At 53.4% G+C, this 17,544-nt stretch carries 11 protein-coding genes; 6 read left to right on the top strand and 5 right to left on the bottom strand.

All coding sequences use genetic code 11. From position 1 onward, the window contains the following. Window positions 1–19 precede the first annotated feature (19 nt). The 5 genes from BN102_RS06580 to BN102_RS06560 all read left to right on the top strand — a co-directional run bounded on the left by BN102_RS06580 (window position 20) and on the right by BN102_RS06560 (window position 4,863). Window positions 20–949, top strand: coding sequence for a sugar phosphate isomerase/epimerase family protein (locus BN102_RS06580; protein WP_021311246.1), 930 nt, complete (start codon window positions 20–22; stop codon window positions 947–949). A 25-nt stretch (window positions 950–974) separates the two neighbouring features. Beyond that, window positions 975–2,165 (top strand): cytochrome c biogenesis ResB family protein, encoded by a 1,191-nt coding sequence (locus tag BN102_RS06575; RefSeq protein WP_019208320.1) that lies wholly within the window; start codon window positions 975–977, stop codon window positions 2,163–2,165. Continuing rightward, complete coding sequence (locus BN102_RS06570; RefSeq protein WP_019208319.1) at window positions 2,162–2,941, top strand: cytochrome c biogenesis protein; 780 nt, start codon at window positions 2,162–2,164, stop codon at window positions 2,939–2,941. The genes BN102_RS06575 and BN102_RS06570 overlap by 4 nt, the downstream gene beginning before the upstream one ends. Before the next feature lie 685 nt (window positions 2,942–3,626). Then, window positions 3,627–3,776, top strand: coding sequence for a hypothetical protein (locus tag BN102_RS10925; protein WP_156810952.1), 150 nt, complete (start codon window positions 3,627–3,629; stop codon window positions 3,774–3,776). A gap of 28 nt (window positions 3,777–3,804) precedes the next feature. Next, a complete protein-coding gene (locus tag BN102_RS06560) occupies window positions 3,805–4,863 on the top strand; it encodes a hypothetical protein (protein ID WP_019208316.1) in 1,059 nt (352 codons plus the stop codon). Window positions 4,864–5,093: 230 nt separating this feature from the next. Here BN102_RS06560 and scpA read toward each other — a convergent pair whose 3' ends face one another. Together scpA and mutA are read right to left on the bottom strand one after the other, a co-directional pair. Then, window positions 5,094–7,256: a methylmalonyl-CoA mutase gene (scpA, locus tag BN102_RS06555; RefSeq protein WP_019208315.1), complete on the bottom strand. Its 2,163-nt coding sequence runs from the start codon at window positions 7,254–7,256 to the stop codon at window positions 5,094–5,096. 27 nt (window positions 7,257–7,283) lie between these two features. Continuing rightward, a complete protein-coding gene (gene mutA / locus BN102_RS06550; protein WP_019208314.1) occupies window positions 7,284–9,134 on the bottom strand; it encodes a methylmalonyl-CoA mutase small subunit in 1,851 nt (616 codons plus the stop codon). Window positions 9,135–9,374: 240 nt separating this feature from the next. Between mutA and BN102_RS06545 the strand changes: the two genes are divergently transcribed. Next, the gene (locus BN102_RS06545) at window positions 9,375–11,042 is read left to right on the top strand and encodes a putative transporter (protein ID WP_021312021.1); all 1,668 of its coding nucleotides are present in this window, start codon (window positions 9,375–9,377) and stop codon (window positions 11,040–11,042) included. Window positions 11,043–11,232: 190 nt separating this feature from the next. Here BN102_RS06545 and BN102_RS06540 read toward each other — a convergent pair whose 3' ends face one another. The 3 genes from BN102_RS06540 to BN102_RS06530 form a co-directional block, all read right to left on the bottom strand. Next, the gene (locus BN102_RS06540) at window positions 11,233–12,411 is read right to left on the bottom strand and encodes a purple acid phosphatase family protein (protein WP_036787640.1); all 1,179 of its coding nucleotides are present in this window, start codon (window positions 12,409–12,411) and stop codon (window positions 11,233–11,235) included. Window positions 12,412–12,482: 71 nt separating this feature from the next. Further along, window positions 12,483–14,141 (bottom strand): RagB/SusD family nutrient uptake outer membrane protein, encoded by a 1,659-nt coding sequence (locus tag BN102_RS06535; RefSeq protein WP_019208311.1) that lies wholly within the window; start codon window positions 14,139–14,141, stop codon window positions 12,483–12,485. A gap of 13 nt (window positions 14,142–14,154) precedes the next feature. Further along, complete coding sequence (locus BN102_RS06530; protein ID WP_019208310.1) at window positions 14,155–17,241, bottom strand: SusC/RagA family TonB-linked outer membrane protein; 3,087 nt, start codon at window positions 17,239–17,241, stop codon at window positions 14,155–14,157. Window positions 17,242–17,544 lie beyond the last annotated feature (303 nt).

The following is a 17,544-nucleotide window of genomic DNA, read 5'->3' as shown; positions in this document are numbered from 1 at the left end:
ATCTCTTAAAGACACGATCATGAATAGAAAACAATTTATACAGCGGTCATTGGCCGGCATGGCCACATTGGCCGCCGCATCCTCTCCTTTCGGACTTTCATCCTGCGCAAAGAAAGTGCAGGAAAAAGCAGTAACGAAAGGGACGAAAACTGGCGAAGTCCTTTTGAATCTGTCTTTTCAAGAAAACACGGCCCCCTTCGAAAGCCTGAATGAAAAGCTCGATTATATGGAGAAGATGGGAATTGTCGGCTTCGAACCTTGGGGACGAGGATTAGCGGGGAGAGTGCAAGAGATTCAAGACGCATTGAAGAACCGCAGTATCAAGGTGTCGGCGATATGTGCAGGGTTCGACGGCTTTATCTTGGCCGAAGATCCCAAGGTGAAAGCGCAGTTCGATGCAAGCATGCGCGAGATCGTTGCCGCTGCAGGCGAACTCGGATCCACCGGCGTGATCATGGTGCCGGCTTTCAACTCGCAGAAACCCTGCAAACCCCATACCTTGGAAACGCGCGACTACTTGTGCGAACAGCTGCACGAGTTAGGCGAGTATGCCGTTAAATGCGGAACGAATGTAATCTTGGAACCCCTCAACAGAGAAGAAGCATTCTATATGCGCCTCGTAGCCGACGCCGCAGCCATTGCACGCGACGCTCAAAGCGAAGGGGTGAAATGCATGGGCGACTTTTGGCACATGAGAGAAGAAACTTCGGATTACGGCGCCCTATGGTCGGGAGGAAAGTACTTGCAACATATTCACATAGCTAGCCGAGGCCATCGCATCATGCCCGGCGAAGACGGAGACTTGGATAACTACGTCGACGGATTCCGTGCATTGAAAGAAATGGGCTATTCCAAGTACGTCAGCTTCGAATGCGGATCGAAAGGCGACAAGAACGTGACGTTGCCGGCCGCTGTTGAACTGCTGAGAACTCAGTGGGAACAAGCCTGATCGAACATCTTTCTATCACCATGCAATGGGATATAAAAAAGCTTTCATATATTGTGCCTGCCTGTTTTCGGCAGGCATAATTTTTCAATTCATCGCAGGCGACCTCGACCCTTCGTTCCTACGTTATCCCTGGGGGGCGATAGGGGCTGCGCTCTACGTTTATCTGCTATTTGTCTTCAACTATTCGGCGGACAGGTACCCCCGCCTGCACAAGTTCTACGATCGTTACGCTTGCGTCGCTTCCTTAGCTTCGATGGTAATGATAACCGTCCTCTTCGGTCTTGTCCGGCAAGATGTCCATCGAACCGGTCTGTTAAGCGCCTTGGGCTTTACCCGGATGACCGCTTCGTGGCCGTTCAACATCCTGCTGATATACTTTACTACGACTTTAGGACTCAACCTCGTCGAGGATCTGTATCATTTCCGTCAAAGGAAACCCGTCCTCATGCTTTTGCACTCGTGCGTTTTCGTCGTACTGCTCGCCGGAATATTCGGGAGCGGCGACAAGGTAAGAGTACGCGTCTCGGCACAACAAAACGAACCGACCGACACCGGAATCCACGAAGGCAAACCCTATTTGCTTCCTTTCACCATTACCCTGCATGCATTCTCCATGGAGGAGTATCCCGCCAAGATCCATATGGTCGACACCCTAAGCGGCTCGACTTCCGAAGCGCATATTATGTTGGAACGGGCAGGAGAGAGAGGTAATTTAGGCGAATGGGAGATAAAAGCCGAGCGATGCTACGAGACGGCCGTCCCCGACAGCGCCGGCTTCCGCGAATTGGAACACATAGGGGCTGCGCCGGCTCTTCGTCTCCATGCCCTCAACCGGCGGACAAAGCGGCAAGCTTCCGGATGGGTCAGCTGCGGGAGCTTCCTCTTCGATCCTTCCTATCTGATGGTGGATGACCGGTACGCGCTCTTCATGCCGCCTCGTACGGCGAAACATTATCTGTCCGATATATCGGTAAGAGACGAACGCGGGAAAATACATCCTTTCCGGATAACGGTCAACCACCCCGCCCGGATGGGAAGTTGGTACATCTATCAAGCCGGTTACGATACTCGAAGGGGGCGATGGAGCACAAGCAGCGTGTTCGAATGTGTTCACGACAGTTGGTACCAGGCCGTCCGCATCGCACTATGGCTATTGTTGCTAACGGGCGCGTGGATACTTTTTGCCGCAGGCGACAGAAGGGGGAACGCCCGATGAGTTGGGACTATTTAATCTGTTACGCTTCGATAGCCACCCTCTGTTGGACAATCGGCGCGATATTCGCTTTCCACAGGAAGGTATGGAAAGCCGTCACGGCATCGAGTATCGGTTCTGCTGTCTTTTTCATCTTCATCCTCGGCCTGTGGATATCGTTGGAGAGGCCGCCCATGCGAACCTTAGGCGAGACGAGGCTTTGGTATTCCCTTTTCTTGTCGGTGGCCGGCATAGCGATGTATGCCAGATACCGATATTCCTGGCTGTTGACCTTCAGTACGATCGTGGCTACCGTCTTCATCTGCGTTAACCTGTTCAAGCCGGAGATTCACGATCGGACGCTGATGCCGGCTTTGCAAAGCGCCTGGTTCGTCCCCCACGTGATCGTCTATATGATGGCCTATGCTTTATTGGGAGCGGCCGCCGTTTTCGCCCTGTATCTGTGGCTCCGTCCCTCACATCGTGAAGTGACCGAAAGTGAGATGAAGATCTGCGACAACCTCGTTCGCATCGGATGGGTCTTCCTTAGCTTGGGTATGGTGATGGGAGCCCTCTGGGCGAAGCAAGCTTGGGGCGATTACTGGTCGTGGGACCCGAAAGAGACCTGGGCGGCCGCTACGTGGTTCGCCTATGCGCTTTATTTGCATCTGCGTCCGCAATTAAAGGATCCCTACACGGCCTTTGCCCTGATCTTGTTTTCCTTCCTGCTGTTGCAGATGTGTTGGTACGGTATCAATTATTTACCTTCGGCGCAAGGAGTAAGTATCCATAATTACTGACCGGCTGGCGGTATAAGGTGCGGCTGCGCCGGGATAGTTTATTCTTCCGCCTCAAGAACGTTCTGAAGCAATAATATTTGCCGGTGTCTCAATTTGTCTTTAGGTTTTGGCGAAATGTTCGCTCGTCGGTCGAAGCCTTCCATCTGTTTTTTCTGTCCTTGCGGGACGTTCCGTCGCCCTGTCGATGGTTCGTCGGGGGGGCGTCGCGCTCGAACCGCTCGCTGCCGTAGCCGCAGAGCCGTCTTTCGGTGGCGCATTTCTCCGTATCGCGTGGAGGTTGTCCGATAAATGGGGGCGAAAAAGAAGAGGTACGGCAATATTTTCGATGCAAAAAAGCCTTGAAATTTTGTTTATTTTAAAAAATATAGTTATCATTGCCCCGTCATTAACCGAAAAACGCAGATGAGCCACGCCGTTCTCACGATATCCGCTTCCCTTTCTCCTCGCCGGGCTTCCCAGGTCGAGGCGGTGAGAAGACGTGTCGCTCCGTTTACCCCCTCCCGTTAATATTTTTAACTTTATATATTTCCTGCGGGCCCTCGGCCCCTGGAGGTTCTGCTTCCCGCCTGCGCCATCGCGTGCGGGGATGGGTCGTTCCGTCGTTGCTGAGACGCCAATGTCCGGCGGGGTAGACCGTATTCATCGAGTTCAATTACAACTGTTTTTATAATTTAATTTTTATTTTATGGAAAAGAAGGACAAATCCCTCCATCTCTGCAGAGCCGCCGAAGGCCAGTACGCGTCTCCTCAAATCGAAGTCATCGAAGTAGAAACCTCCCAAGTGCTTTGCGGAAGCACCAACCCCCTGCCTGGACTGCCGGGAGAAGACTGGTAATGTAAAATCCATTAAATGAACAAATAGTATGAAAGTAAAATTGACCCTCGCAGCCCTTGCCCTGATAGCGGCCGGCTGCTCCAACCAAGACCTGCCAGAGGCTGTGCAAGACAGCCAAGACAGTAACGCACGTGTCATCACCCTGCAAGCCACCATGCCCCAGTTCACCGATGACGCCGCCACCCGTGCCACGTACGAGCCTGACGGTGCCTCCGTTTCGGGCGTCGTGATGAAGTGGACGGCCGACGACAAGCTGAAGCTCTGCTTCAAGAAGGGTGTTGCCTATTACCACAAAGACGCAACCATCGTGCCGGGCAGCATCAGCGCAGACGGCAAGACGGCGAAGTTCACGTGGGAGATGCCCACTGAAATAGGCGCCGGAGATACTTTCGACTTCTATGCCGTGTACCAAAGGCCTTACATGGATGAGACTTATGGTGGCGTATTCGAAGCCGGCACGGCGAACTACAAGCTTGTTTCGGAGGATTATTTTGGTGTCACATTGGATAAGGGAGGAGAACGGGGAAACGGCATCATTAACCCCATGCTGCTCTTCTCACGCACGGGGATTACAAAAGCCGGGCTGAACACACTCACCCTCGACCTTGCGCACACCGGCTGGATCATGGCGCTTCACCTGAAGAACAGCACCGGCATGGAGAGGCAATTGCCGACGTATATAAGATTCCAGTATCCGTCGGAGTCTGCTTCCTCTTTTATCAGGAACGGATTGCATGGCTCTCAGTCACTGACAATGGATGTAACCACCGGAGAGATTACTACCGATTACCCCCGTTGGCGGTACAAGCAGTGCGTCAGTTTTTCTATTAATGACCAAAGTTTTCTTCCTCTCTACGGTCAGAAGTTAGCAGCCGGTGCCGAGCTAGTTCTCTACCGCTGGTTGGTCAGCACCGACCAAGTCAATCAAATGGGGGCGAGAATGCTACAGAAAGACGCTGGCTCTTATGATTACTCCACCAACAACCTCCCCGGCAGGACGGTACAAAAAGGCAAGGTGTATCACACCTTCCTGAATTGGGACGGCACTAACCTGAAGATTACCAATAGGGCGGGCACCGCGTATTAACAGCCTCTTCCCCAAAGCCTCTTTCCCGGCCCCTCCCCCATAGGGAGGGGAGAGGGAATAGACAAGACGGCGGCACCCCGGTTATGCGGGGCGCCGCCGTTTGTTTTCAGGATTCCCGGAGACGGCTGCCGACGCACGGGCGTTTCGCCGCCCGCTGCCGTATGCCATAAGAAGAAAGTGCACCGTGTGAACGGCGCACTTTCTTCTTTTTTAAAACTGTTAGGAGGAAACTATTCTTCCAAGAGAATTTCCATGATTTTACAAGCCGCTTTGGCTACGGATGTTCCGGGGCCGAAGACGGCTGCTACGCCTGCCTTGTACAGGAAGTCGTAATCCTGTGCAGGGATTACGCCGCCGGCAATGACCATGATATCTTCGCGTCCGAGTTTCTTCAGCTCCTGAATCAATTGAGGAATCAAGGTTTTATGACCTGCAGCCAGCGAAGAAGCGCCTACCACATGCACGTCGTTCTCGACAGCCTCGCGGGCGGCTTCCGCTGGGGTCTGGAACAAGGGTCCCATATCCACATCGAAGCCGCAGTCGGCATAACCGGTTGCCACGACTTTCGCACCGCGGTCGTGCCCGTCCTGTCCCATCTTGGCGATGAAGATACGCGGCCGTCGACCTTCTTTTTTTGCGAACTCATCGGTCAGCTTGCAAGCCACGTCAAAGTCCTTATCGTTTTTACTTTCTGATGAATACACGCCTGAAATTGTTCTGATGATAGCTTTATATCGGCCTACGATACTTTCGCAGGCGTCGCTGATTTCTCCGAGCGTACAGCGGAGTTGAGCCGCTTTGACGGCCAGTGCAAGCAAGTTATCCTTGCTCTTCTTTCCTTCGTGGAATTCGCGGACACATTCGGTGATCTCTTTCAACGCTTCCTCGCATGCGGCTTCGTCCCGATGGGCGCGCACCTCTACGAGCACGTCTTCCTGCTGCTTGCGTACGGCGGTATTGTCGACTTCGAGGATGTCGATGGGATCTTCGTGTTCCAATCGATATTTATTGGTGCCGACAATGGTCTGGGCGCCGGAGTCGATACGAGCTTGAGTCCGGGCGGCGGCTTCTTCGATACGCATTTTCGGCAGACCAGTCTCGATGGCTTTGGCCATCCCGCCGAGTTTCTCGATTTCCTGAATATGTTCCCATGCCTTGTGAACTAACTCGTTAGTCAGTGTCTCTACGTAGTAGGAACCTGCCCACGGGTCGATCTCTTTGCAGACTTTCGTCTCGTTCTGAATGTAAATCTGCGTATTGCGGGCGATGCGTGCGGAGAAGTCCGTCGGCAATGCAATCGCCTCGTCCAAGGCATTGGTATGCAAGGACTGCGTATGGCCGAGCACGGCGGCCATCGCTTCGATACAGGTACGGCCGACGTTGTTGAACGGATCTTGTTCCGTCAAAGACCAGCCCGATGTCTGGCTGTGCGTACGGAGGGCGAGCGACTTCGGATCTTGTGCGCCGAAGCTTTTCACGATCTTGGCCCATAGCAAACGTCCGGCGCGCATCTTGGCTATTTCCATGAAATGGTTCATGCCGATCGCCCAGAAGAACGACAGGCGAGGCGCAAATTTATCCACCGGAATACCGGCATTGACGCCGGTACGGAGGTAGTCGATGCCGTCGGCAAGGGTATAGGCCAGCTCGATATCGGCTGTCGCTCCGGCTTCCTGCATGTGATATCCGGAGATAGAGATGGAGTTGAATTTGGGCATGTTCTGCGACGTGTATTCGAAGATATCGGCGATGATCTTCATGGAGAACGACGGCGGATAGATGTAAGTATTACGCACCATGAACTCTTTCAAGATATCGTTCTGAATGGTGCCTGCCATTTCTTCCTGCTTGGCGCCCTGTTCCAGACCGGCTACGATGTAGAAGGCGAGGATAGGGAGCACGGCCCCGTTCATGGTCATGGATACGGACATCTTGTTCAGCGGAATGCCTGCGAACAGCACCTTCATATTATCTTCGCAGCAAATGGAGACGCCGGCTTTTCCCACATCGCCTACGACGCGCGCATTGTCGGGGTCGTAACCGCGGTGGGTGGGAAGGTCGAATGCGACCGACAGCCCTTTTTGCCCCGATGCCAGGTTACGGCGGTAGAAGGCATTGGATTCTTCCGCCGTAGAGAATCCGGCGTACTGGCGGATCGTCCACGGGCGAAACGGGTACATCATGGAATACGGACCGCGGAGGAAAGGCGGAATACCGGCAGCAAAGTCCAGGTGTTCCATCCCTTCCAGGTCTTCTTTCGTGTACACGGGGCGAACCTCGATGTGTTCAGGCGTCTTCCAGTTCGGCTTAATGTCGTTGGCTTTCAGCCATTCCGAACCGTTCTCGGCCTTGATACCTGCATAAATGTCTATGTCTTTAAAATTCTTTCTCATGACTTCTGTGTGTATAACCGAATCCCATTAAATTCCTAATTTTTGATTGTATTCTTTCAGTGTGTCGAGCACATTGCATTTGATATGAACGAAGTTCTCGATGCCTGCAGCTTTCAGATCTTCCATGCAGGCGGGAGCTCCGGCCACGACGAACATGGCGCGGCCATTCAGATACTTGAATGCCGGAATGGCATATTCAGCGTATTCGTCGTCGCTCGAACAGAGCACCACGATATCGGCTCCGGCGGCCAATGCCGCGTCGACGCCTTCTTCCACGGTCTTGAAACCGAGGTTGTCGATCACGTGATAACCGCCGCAGGCCAGAAAGTTACAGGAGAACTGTGCTCGGGCCTGACGCATGGCCAGGTTGCCGATGGTCAGCATGAATGCTGTCGGAACCTTCCTGTTTTCCGTGTGGATGCGGAGATCTTCGAAGTCGGCGGCCAAGCGGGTACTCTTGATCGATTTGAACGGAGGTTCTTCCTCCTTGCCACAGCCGCATTGGCTGGCGGTGGCTTGCTTGCCTTCCGATTTTTCTTTGAAGTTCGGGAACTGGTTGGTGCCGAGGATGAATTCTTTGCGTTTGGCTGCATCGCCATGTCGTTTCGCGTTCGTAGCGTTGATATCGTCCTGCACTGTTCCGGCTTTTACGGCTGCGAGGAATCCGCCTTCCTCTTCGATCTTGAGGAAGAGGTCCCAACCCACTTTTGCCAGGCTGTCGGTCAATTCTTCGATATAGTAAGAGCCTGCTCCCGGATCGACGATCTGTCCGAAGTGACTTTCTTCTTTCAGCAGCAGCTGTTGATTGCGGGCGATGCGTTCCGAGAAATCGGTCGGGCTCTCGTAGCAAGAGTCGAACGGCGTAACGACCATGGAGTGGACGCCTCCTAAAGCGGCGCTCATCGCTTCCGTCTGCGAGCGGAGCAGGTTGACGTAGCTGTCGAAGAGTGTCTGATTATACTTGGAAGTCGTCGCATTGACGATCATCTGGCACGACTCGTCGTGCTTCGGAGCATATTCTCTGACGATTTGCGCCCAAAGCATTCTGGCCGTACGGAACTTGGCCAGTTCCATGAAGTAGTTTTCCGATACGCCCATGTTGAACTTGATCTTCGTAGCGGCGAGGTCTGCGTTTACGCCGGCATCGGTCAGTTCCTGCAAGTATTCGTTACCCCACGAGAGGGCATAGCCCAATTCCTGTGCGATGTAAGCGCCGGCATTGTTGAGCGATTCGCTGTTGACCGTGATGCAACGGAAGTGAGGATAATCTTTCCATACTTCGATCAGTTTCGGGGCTATGCCGAGCGACGGGGTGGCATCCTTCCCCTCCATGACCATCTTTTTGATCGGGTCGAAATCGACGGAACCTACCAGTTGCTTCTTGTCGCAACCTTTCTGTTCGAAGTAAGCCGTCAGGATTCGCGACAGTTCAAGGACATGTTTGGGACACGTCGTGAAGTTGAGTTCCACCGCTTCGCATGCGATGCCTTGCAATAGTGCATCGATGAATTCGACGCTCACCTCGTTTCCGCAAATGTGGAAGCCCAAGGAGTCGATGCCTTTGTTCAGCACGTCGAGGGCTTTGGCGTTGGCTGTGGCCGCTTCGTCTGCATAGATGTTCTGTCGGATGTACCATACGTTGCTGTCTTTCTTGTTGCCGCGCACATAGGGAAATTCGCCCGGTAGAGCGTCGGGCGTTTTGAGTTTCAACACGTCTTCCCTTCGGTAAAAGGGTTGCACGTTAAAACCTTCGTTGGTTCTCCAAACCAATTTCTTCCCGAAGTCAGCGCCTTTCAAGTCGACTGTAATTTTATCCAGCCACTCTTGGGTAGAGGTGGGGATAAAATCCGAAAAGAGTTTTTCTTTACTATCTGCCATAGTTTCAATTGGTATTAAAATTTAAATATTCTCGATGTGCAAAGATAACTAAAACCTTTTTCATTCGTTATTTTTTAGCTTGATTTTTTACCGTATCGATTCGAAGCGGACACTTGTCGGCAGGCGGAAGGGACCTCGACTTCCGTCGGAGCAAATATATTTCCGATATTGTTGGGGCATACCGGAATTAATACCTACTTTTGTGATCTCTTAATTAAACAAACAAAACACTGGTAAGTTATGAATTGGTTACAAACACTATTCACGGACACGGCATCGATCGCCCATATCGTTCTTCTCTATGCATTCGTCATTGCGGTAGGGATGTTACTGGGCAAAGTTAAATTCTTCGGTATTTCGCTGGGAGTTACTTTCGTACTCTTCACAGGCATCGTCTGCGGGCATTTCGGTTTTACCGGAGCTCCTCAAATATTGAACTTCCTGCAGGATTTCGGCCTGATCCTGTTCGTCTTCTGTATCGGTCTGCAAGTGGGGCCGTCTTTCTTTACTTCGTTCAAGAAAGGGGGCATTTCCATGAACCTTGTCGCCGGCGGTATTGTGCTGTTGAATATCGTCGTGGCTCTGGCACTTTACTACGCTTTGCGGGGGAGAGTCGAACTGCCCATGATGGTGGGCGTACTTTGCGGAGCCGTGACGAATACGCCCGGACTTGGCGCGGCCAACGAGGCTTTGTCGCAACTCAGCTATAACGGGCCGCAGATCGCTATGGGGTATGCCTGTGCTTATCCGTTGGGCGTGTTGGGTATTATCGGATCCATCCTTGCGGTGAGGTATTTCTGTCGTATCGATTTGAAACGGGAATCCGACGAGATCGACGTGCAGGAGGCCGCCAATCCGCATCTCACTCCGTTGAAGATGCACCTCGAAGTGCATAACGAGGCCCTGGTGGGAAGGAACCTCATGCAGATCAAGAATTTGGTGGGGCGCGATTTCGTGGTGTCGCGCATTTTGCAGAATGGCCATGTGAGCATTCCTTCGCGCGAGACCGTATTTCATCTGGGCGACCAGTTGTTCGTGGTTTGTGCGCAGGAGGATGCGGACGGCATCAGTGCCTTTATTGGCCCGAGAATTCAGGTGGACTGGGAGAAGCAGGATACCCCGATGGTCTCGCGCCGTATTTTGGTTACTCAATCGAAGATGAACGGGAAGGAATTGGGAGAGCTGCATTTCCGCAGCATGTACGGGGTGAATGTCACGCGAATCAACCGTTCGGGGACGGACATCTTCGCCTCCCGTAATTTGAAGATTCAGGTGGGCGATCGCGTGATGGTCGTCGGCCCGCAGGATGCGGTGGAACGTGTGGCCTGCATGATGGGCAATTCCTTGAAACGTTTGGAAACGCCCAATATCGTAACCATCTTCGTGGGAATCTTCGTCGGCATCATCTTCGGGAGTCTCCCCTTCACCTTGCCGGGAATGCCTACTCCCATGAAATTGGGTTTGGCGGGCGGCCCGTTGATCATCGCCATTCTGATGGGGCGTTTCGGTTATAAAGTGAAGCTGGTTACCTACACCACCACCAGCGCTAACCTGATGCTTCGCGAGATAGGAATCGCCCTGTTCCTTGCCAGCGTGGGGATCAAGGCAGGGGCGAACTTCTTTCAGACCGTCGTCGAGGGCGACGGATTGTTGTACGTGGCGTGCGGTTTCCTGATCACCGTCTTGCCGTTATTGATCATGGGCGTCTTCACCCGTCTGTATTACAAGACGAATTACTTTATGCTGATGGGTGTGATGTCAGGCAGTTATACAGATCCCCCCGCTTTGGCTTATTCCAATCAGACGGCGAATAACAATGCGCCTGCGGTAGGCTATTCCACCGTCTATCCGCTGTCCATGTTCCTGCGTATTGTCACCGCGCAGTTGTTGATTCTGTTCTTGGCATAGTCGGGAGTACGACGGGCAAGGAGCTGCATACTGACCGCTGCCGTCCGTTTAGGTCGGAGGGATATGAAGAGAGGGGGATCACCTGCATCCCCTCTCTTACTTCGTGACATTCCTGCTCACTTAGGGGAGCTGCTGAAGATCCGCTCCTTCAAACTTTTATTTTGGCACCTCCTCTCCGAATCGAGGGTTGCTATTTCGTTTGAGCGGTATACGTCTTGTCGAACGAAACTTTGCCATCCAGTTCGTACACTCTTACACGCAACTGATTCCCTTCGGTCTCTGCCGAGATGCACGAGTTGTTCGAGTTGACCAAGACGGGGAACCGAATGGTTTCCGAAGGCTCTTCGTAGACATACCGGTGCAGGTGAGCGCAGCACATGAGGTCTATGTGCGCCTGATTCAGAATAGGAACGAATTTATTCAGCACCTCGTGTTGGCCGTGCCAGGCGTTTTTTATCGGTACGGGAGGGATGTGTGCCACGACGATCTTGAACTTGGCCTGTTTGAATGCTTCCGAAGCGACGACCTCTTTCAACCATTCGGCCTGCTGTGTGCGGTAACGGTCATAATCCGTAATGCCGGCATATTCCAAGTCGTTGTCGGGTTTGTCCTCGCCGGTGTCCAAGAAGATGAAGAAAGCCGGTCCTTGCCGGACGGTAAAATACAAATTCGGCTCGCGAGGACAGAAATAATCCTGGAAGTGCGTGGCGAATTCGCCTCGCGTCTCATGGTTGCCGCGAATGTAATAGAAAGGCTGCTCTTTAGCGAACAGTGTTATACTTTCGTTCATGAAACCGGTGAAAATCGTATCTCTGTCGGTGAATTCCGATACCATATCGCCGTTGTAGATCACCATGTCTTTTTCTTTGAAGCCTGCGTGATTCAACAAAGGCGTGATGAGGTTCGGTCTTGCATGGACATCGTTCAGGATGACGAACGAGGTCTCCGCCTTGTTCGCATCGTTCGTTTTGAACGTCAGCGGTTTGGCCGTATATACGTTTGTCGCTGCCACGTCGCCGTAATGGACGCGGATGCTTTCGTGGGACAATACTTCCTGGGCGTAGATCCGATAGCGGTAAACGGTGTTCGGCTTCAAACCGGTCAACTTCACGGCATGAAGTTTTGAAGTAGTCTTTATCCCAATCTTCGTATCGAAGTACTTGGGGCGTTCTGAGGCATAGAAATTGGTTCCGTCGTCCGGAGCCAATTCGACCCATCCTACGGATTCGTTGTTTACCTCCCACACGATAGTCGCTTCCGTTTCGCCGACGTTCTGAAGATAAGGTCCGTGAAGGATCCTGATCCGTTCAGCATGAGTCAGCGCAGGGAGACAGAGCAGAAGCAGGAAAATGAAATAAAGTTTTTTCATCATATAATAATTAATGGTTAAAAGCGATCCGTTGGGAGGAAAGATCCTTCCGACGGATCCTCGAACAGTGATTAATCGTATCCCGGCGTTTGAGTCAGTTTTTTGTTCTTATCCATGTCCGCTTGCGGGATGGGCAAGTAGCGCTGGTAATCGGCGAAGGTGCGAGGTTCGATCAGTCGGTCGGCTTTGTTAGCGTCCGTCGGCAAAGTTTGGACGAAACGTCGGGTCGGGTCGTTTTGCGAGTAATCGATCGTTCCGATCATCCGATACAAATCTTTCATCACGTCGTTCGCTACCAATCGACCCTTGTCGTTCTTCCAGCGCACGATATCCTGACGGCGGAAACCTTCACCGGCCAATTCGATGGTACGTTCGCGGCGGACCAACGCACGGATTTTCTCTTGCGTATCATACTTGTTGCGGTCGACTTTGATCTGTCCGCCGCGTACGCGCAATCGGTCGATCAGATCGAGCGCTTCGTCCAAGTGCTGGTTCAGCTCGACATCGCATTCCGCAATGGTCAACAGCACTTCGGCATAGCGGAAGAGGATGGGGCAGAGGTTGTCGTTGTTCAAGGCGGCTGCATATTGAGAGATAGGGGCCGCGTACTTGGCGAAGATCAGGCCGGTTTTGGAAGCGTTGTCGGCAGCCAGGTAGTAATCGTAGTTCTTTTGCCCGTCGACGATATGGTCCACCGTGTTGACGATGCGTTGCTTGCCGTCCGCTCCGACCCAGTCCATCCCCGGATAGACGATTTCGAGCGCCAGGCGGGGATCGCGGTTGGCGTAGGGGTGTACGGGGTCGTAGCCGGAGCCTTCCTCTTCCGGCATCAGGCCGTTGTTCATTTCGAACATGTCCACCAAGTTCATCGTCGGCACCCAGGAGGCCCATCCGCCGTCCTGATTATTGAATATTCGGATGGCGTTGCTGAACTTATACGTATCCTTTACGTGCTGGTAGGCGTAAATGATTTCCTTGGACCCTTGGCCGGCGATGTTGAACATCTGGAGGAAGTTCGGATCCAATTCGTATTGGTTCAAGGCTACGATTTGACGGGCGGTGTTCGACGCCTGCGCGTAATCGCCCCAGTAGAGGTGGGCTCGCATCTTGATGGCCAGGGCCGTCCCCTTTGCGATGCGACCTCGCTGTGCGGGCTTTTCGTTGATGTCGGCGATCGCCTTGTCCAACTCGTCCAAGACGAACTTCTGGACGTCCGATTCGGAATTTCTCGGAATCCGTGCTTCTTCTGCCGTTTGCGGGGTCGTCGTAATCAACGGCACGCCGCCATACCAGAAGCAAAGGCGGAAATAATACCAGGCACGGATAGCGCGTACCTGTGCGATCAGGTCTTTTTTCGCCGCCTCGCTGGTGAAGGGTACTTGTTCGATGTGCTCGAGGAAGAGGTTGCAACGGTTAATGGTCACGTACTTGTAATACTGTACGGCGTGGGCGGCTGTGGACGTGCCGTTGCCCACGTACGCGTAGTTTTTGGTGCGGGTGTAGTTGTAGGCGATGTCCGACATGATATCTTCGAAGAAGACGATGGACGATCCTTGGGCGTTGTCTACCCATTCGTTATAGCAGGCCGTAGCCGCTTGTTCGGCGTCGGTTTCCGTTTTCCAGAAGGTGCTCGGCGTCAGCTGATCTTTCGGAGCCGTATCGAAGAAGTCGTTGCAGGCCGTCAGGAGGATGGTTCCCCCGAGTATGGCGATGATTTTATTCGGTTTCATGATTCGATTCGTTTTAGAAGGTTAATTGGATGCCCAACGAACTGGTCTTCAGGTTGGGATAGATGTACGTATTGCCGTCCGGCGTTTCCGGGTCGATGTTCAGATCGAGGTTGTCGAAAGTGAAAAGGTTTTCGCCGGAGTAGAAGATGCGCGCTTTCGAGATACCGAGTTTGCCGATAAGGTGTTTCGGCAGGTTGTAGCCTATCTGCAGGTTCTTCACGCGGATATAGTTGGTATTGACGCACCAGAAGCTGGAGTAGATGCCCGGGTGGCTGGCGGAGGACTTCCCTTCGGAGGCGCGCGGCCATTTGGCGTTCGGATTGTTTTCCGTCCACGACTTCAGCCAAACGGTTGCCGGCTGCGAGGTGTCGCCGGTAAAGTCGCCCGTCGTCGTTTCCGTGAAATAACGGCTGACATGGGCGACGCCCTGCAGCAGAACGGACAGATCGAGGTCTTTCCATGCGGCGAAGAGCTTGCCGCCGAACGTGAATTTCGGGAAGCGCGAGCCGATGATGTCACGGTCGGCGGATGTCAGCTTGCCGTCGCCGTTGACATCCCTGAACTTCAGGTCGCCGGCCATGAATTTGCGTCCGAACGGGTTACCGTATCGGGCGGTATAGTCGTCGGCTTCCTGTTGGTTGCGGAACAGGCCGTCGCAGACGTAACCGTAATAGGCGTGATACGGTTCGCCCACACGGTTGATGAAATAACTGTCGAGCATTTCGTTCACGTCGCCGAGGTTACGGATTTCGTTCTGGTTGTAGGCGAAGTTGGCATCGATGCCGAAACTCCAGTCACCGAAACTCCGCTGCCATCCCGCCATGACCTCGAACCCGCTATTGCGGACGCTGCCGATATTGTCTTTGTACGGATCGGCGCCGAAAGTGGAAGGAACGGGGACGTCCATGATAATGTCCTTCGTAGTGCGGACGTAGTAATCGATGGTCAGGTTGAAGTGCGTCAAGAACGATATGTCGAGCCCCACGCCGACGTTCGTCGAAGTTTCCCAGCTGATGGACGCCAGTTTCTGCGCGGTCTTGGTCACGCCGGTGTTGACGACGCCGTCGAACGGATAATTCTTCCCGATGGAGTAAGTGACCAGCCAGGGATAATAGTCTCTCAATGCTTCTTGATTGCCGTTCAATGCATCCTGGTTACCCAACTGCCCCCACGAGGCTCTGATCTTCAACGATTGGAGCCAACTTCCGGCGCCTGCCATAAAACGTTCTTCCGAGAGGCGCCAGCCGACCGAGAAGGAGGGAAAATACCCCCAGCGATTGTCTTTGGAGAAACGCGAAGAAGCATCCGCGCGGAAGTTAGCCTCGAAGAGGTATCTGCCCTTGTAGTCGTAGTTCAATCGGCCGAAGTACGACATGAGTGCGAGCTCGCGAGAATATCCGCCGTTGGTTTGCGTAGAGGCGGCGCCGGCGTTCATGTCGGTCAGCTCGTTGTTGGGGAAGGTAGTCCTCGTGCCGTTCAGCGTTTTGTAGTTGTATTTCTCCGCTTTGTAGCCTGCCAACACCTTGAAGCGGTGCTTGCCGAACGACTTCTCGTAGTTGCCCAGTCCGTCGAACGAGGCTCTGTTCCAGAGCGTGGTATATTCGTACAGTTCGTTCGGGCCGTGCATTCCGACGCGGTAGTGTACTTCTTTCATAAAACGCTTGACGTCTCTCACGTTGGAAACATAGGCCGCCTGAGCGGTCAGTTTCAACCCGGGCAACACCTGCCAGTCGACAGCCACAATACCGTCGAAATGCTGCGTTTGGTAGCGGATGCGTTCGTCGACGTCCAGCCAGGCGATGGGGTTGCCATCGCCGATAGAACCGTACGTGCCGTCTTCGTATTTGTAAGGAATCCAGGGGGCGATGCGGCTCACCTGATGCATGATGCCGCCCGAGAGGTCGCTGACGCCGTACGACGGAATCGGTTCCGAATGGTCGTTGTGAATGTAGGACAGGTTCGTGCGGAGCGAAATGGCGTCGGAGAGTTTGATGTCCGTGTTGGAGCGCAGGTTGAATTGCTCGCGGTCGCTGTTCCGCAGGATGCCTTTTTGGCTCAGGTATCCGGCCGAGACCAGGTACTTGGCGTAGGTTGCACCGCCGTTCACGCTGACGTTGTGCTTCTGCAGGAAGCCGGTACGGAAAGCGAGGTCGTACCAGTCGGTGTTGGGGTAATTATACGGGTCGGAGCCGTCGCGGAACTTCTGGATTTCTTCGTCCGTGAACCGTTTGGATTTTCCGGCATTGACCAGCGCGTAATTATACATGGTGGCATAATCGGCCGAACTCATTTTGTCGATCAGGGCTGTGGGATGCTGAATGCCTGCGGAAGCGTTGTACGACAGCGTCGGTTTCCCTTCCTTTCCGCGTTTCGTCGTGATCAGGATGACGCCGTTGGCGGCTTTCGAACCGTAGATGGCGGCCGAGGCAGCGTCTTTCAGGATGGAGATGGACTCGATGTCGCTCGGGTCGATCTGGTCGATCGTACCTGTTTCGATCCCGTCGACGAGGATGTACGGATCGGAATTGTTCAGCGTGCCCTTTCCGCGAATCTGGAAAGAAGCGCCGTCGGCGCCGGGTTTACCTGAGGCGGTCAGCGCCGTGACGCCGGGTGCGAGCCCCTGAATGCCTGCCGATACGGAGGTGATGGGACGGGCGTTCAATTCTTTTTCCGACACGGCAACTACGGAGCCGGTCAGATTGACCTTCGCCTGCGTACCGTAACCGACGACGACGATTTCGCTCAACGATTGGGCATCTTCCTGCAGTGTTACGGCGATCGATCGTCGACCGTTCAGGGGGATCTCCTGCGACAGATAGCCGATATAAGAGATTTGAACCACCGAGTTGCCGTTTGCCTGTATGCTGAAATGGCCATCGAGGTCGGTCACCGTTCCGTTCGTCGTACCTTTCACCACGATATTGGCTCCGATGATGGGCTCGCCCGACGGATCCGAAACCTTTCCGGTGAGTTCGTAAGAGTCTCGCTGTCGAATTGCTTCGATATCCGCTTCGACAGCGGCGGACACCGTCGAAGTCGTCGACCATGCGGTCGCGAGGAAGGCGATTTTCCACAAAAAAGCAAAGTGTCTTTTTTTCATAACATATTTTCGATTTATAGATGAATAAAATGCGTGAAAAACGGTCGTTGCAGTTCGGTTAACGATATGTTCGCCCCTTGCAGTCGACAAGGCTGTTGAGGGTTTTCGTTTGGTCGGCGTCAAAATTAGGTATTATTTTTTGTAATGCGAAATCTTTTTTTACACTTTTTTGCGAGCAGGCGGCCTTCTTCGTCTGCGCAGCGAGTCGTATCGTCGGCAGGCGGCCTTCTTCGTCTGCGCAGCGAGTCGTATCGTCGGCAGGCGGCCTTCTTCGTCTGCGCAGCGAGTCGCATCGTCGGCAGG

The organism is Phocaeicola abscessus CCUG 55929, assembly GCF_000312445.1.
Taxonomy (GTDB): Bacteria; Bacteroidota; Bacteroidia; order Bacteroidales; family Bacteroidaceae; genus Phocaeicola; species Phocaeicola abscessus.
This window is presented reverse-complemented; position numbering and strand designations above follow the sequence as displayed.

Coding starts and splice junctions, on each gene's coding strand:
- BN102_RS06560 (WP_019208316.1), top strand. CDS start 3,805: ATGAAAGTAAAATTGACCCTCGCAGCCCTTGCCCTGATAGCGGCCGGC.
- BN102_RS06545 (WP_021312021.1), top strand. CDS start 9,375: ATGAATTGGTTACAAACACTATTCACGGACACGGCATCGATCGCCCAT.
- BN102_RS06530 (WP_019208310.1), bottom strand. CDS start 17,241: ATGAAAAAAAGACACTTTGCTTTTTTGTGGAAAATCGCCTTCCTCGCG.
- BN102_RS06540 (WP_036787640.1), bottom strand. CDS start 12,411: ATGAAAAAACTTTATTTCATTTTCCTGCTTCTGCTCTGTCTCCCTGCG.
- BN102_RS06570 (WP_019208319.1), top strand. CDS start 2,162: ATGAGTTGGGACTATTTAATCTGTTACGCTTCGATAGCCACCCTCTGT.
- BN102_RS10925 (WP_156810952.1), top strand. CDS start 3,627: ATGGAAAAGAAGGACAAATCCCTCCATCTCTGCAGAGCCGCCGAAGGC.
- BN102_RS06580 (WP_021311246.1), top strand. CDS start 20: ATGAATAGAAAACAATTTATACAGCGGTCATTGGCCGGCATGGCCACA.
- BN102_RS06535 (WP_019208311.1), bottom strand. CDS start 14,141: ATGAAACCGAATAAAATCATCGCCATACTCGGGGGAACCATCCTCCTG.
- mutA (WP_019208314.1), bottom strand. CDS start 9,134: ATGGCAGATAGTAAAGAAAAACTCTTTTCGGATTTTATCCCCACCTCT.
- BN102_RS06575 (WP_019208320.1), top strand. CDS start 975: ATGGGATATAAAAAAGCTTTCATATATTGTGCCTGCCTGTTTTCGGCA.
- scpA (WP_019208315.1), bottom strand. CDS start 7,256: ATGAGAAAGAATTTTAAAGACATAGACATTTATGCAGGTATCAAGGCC.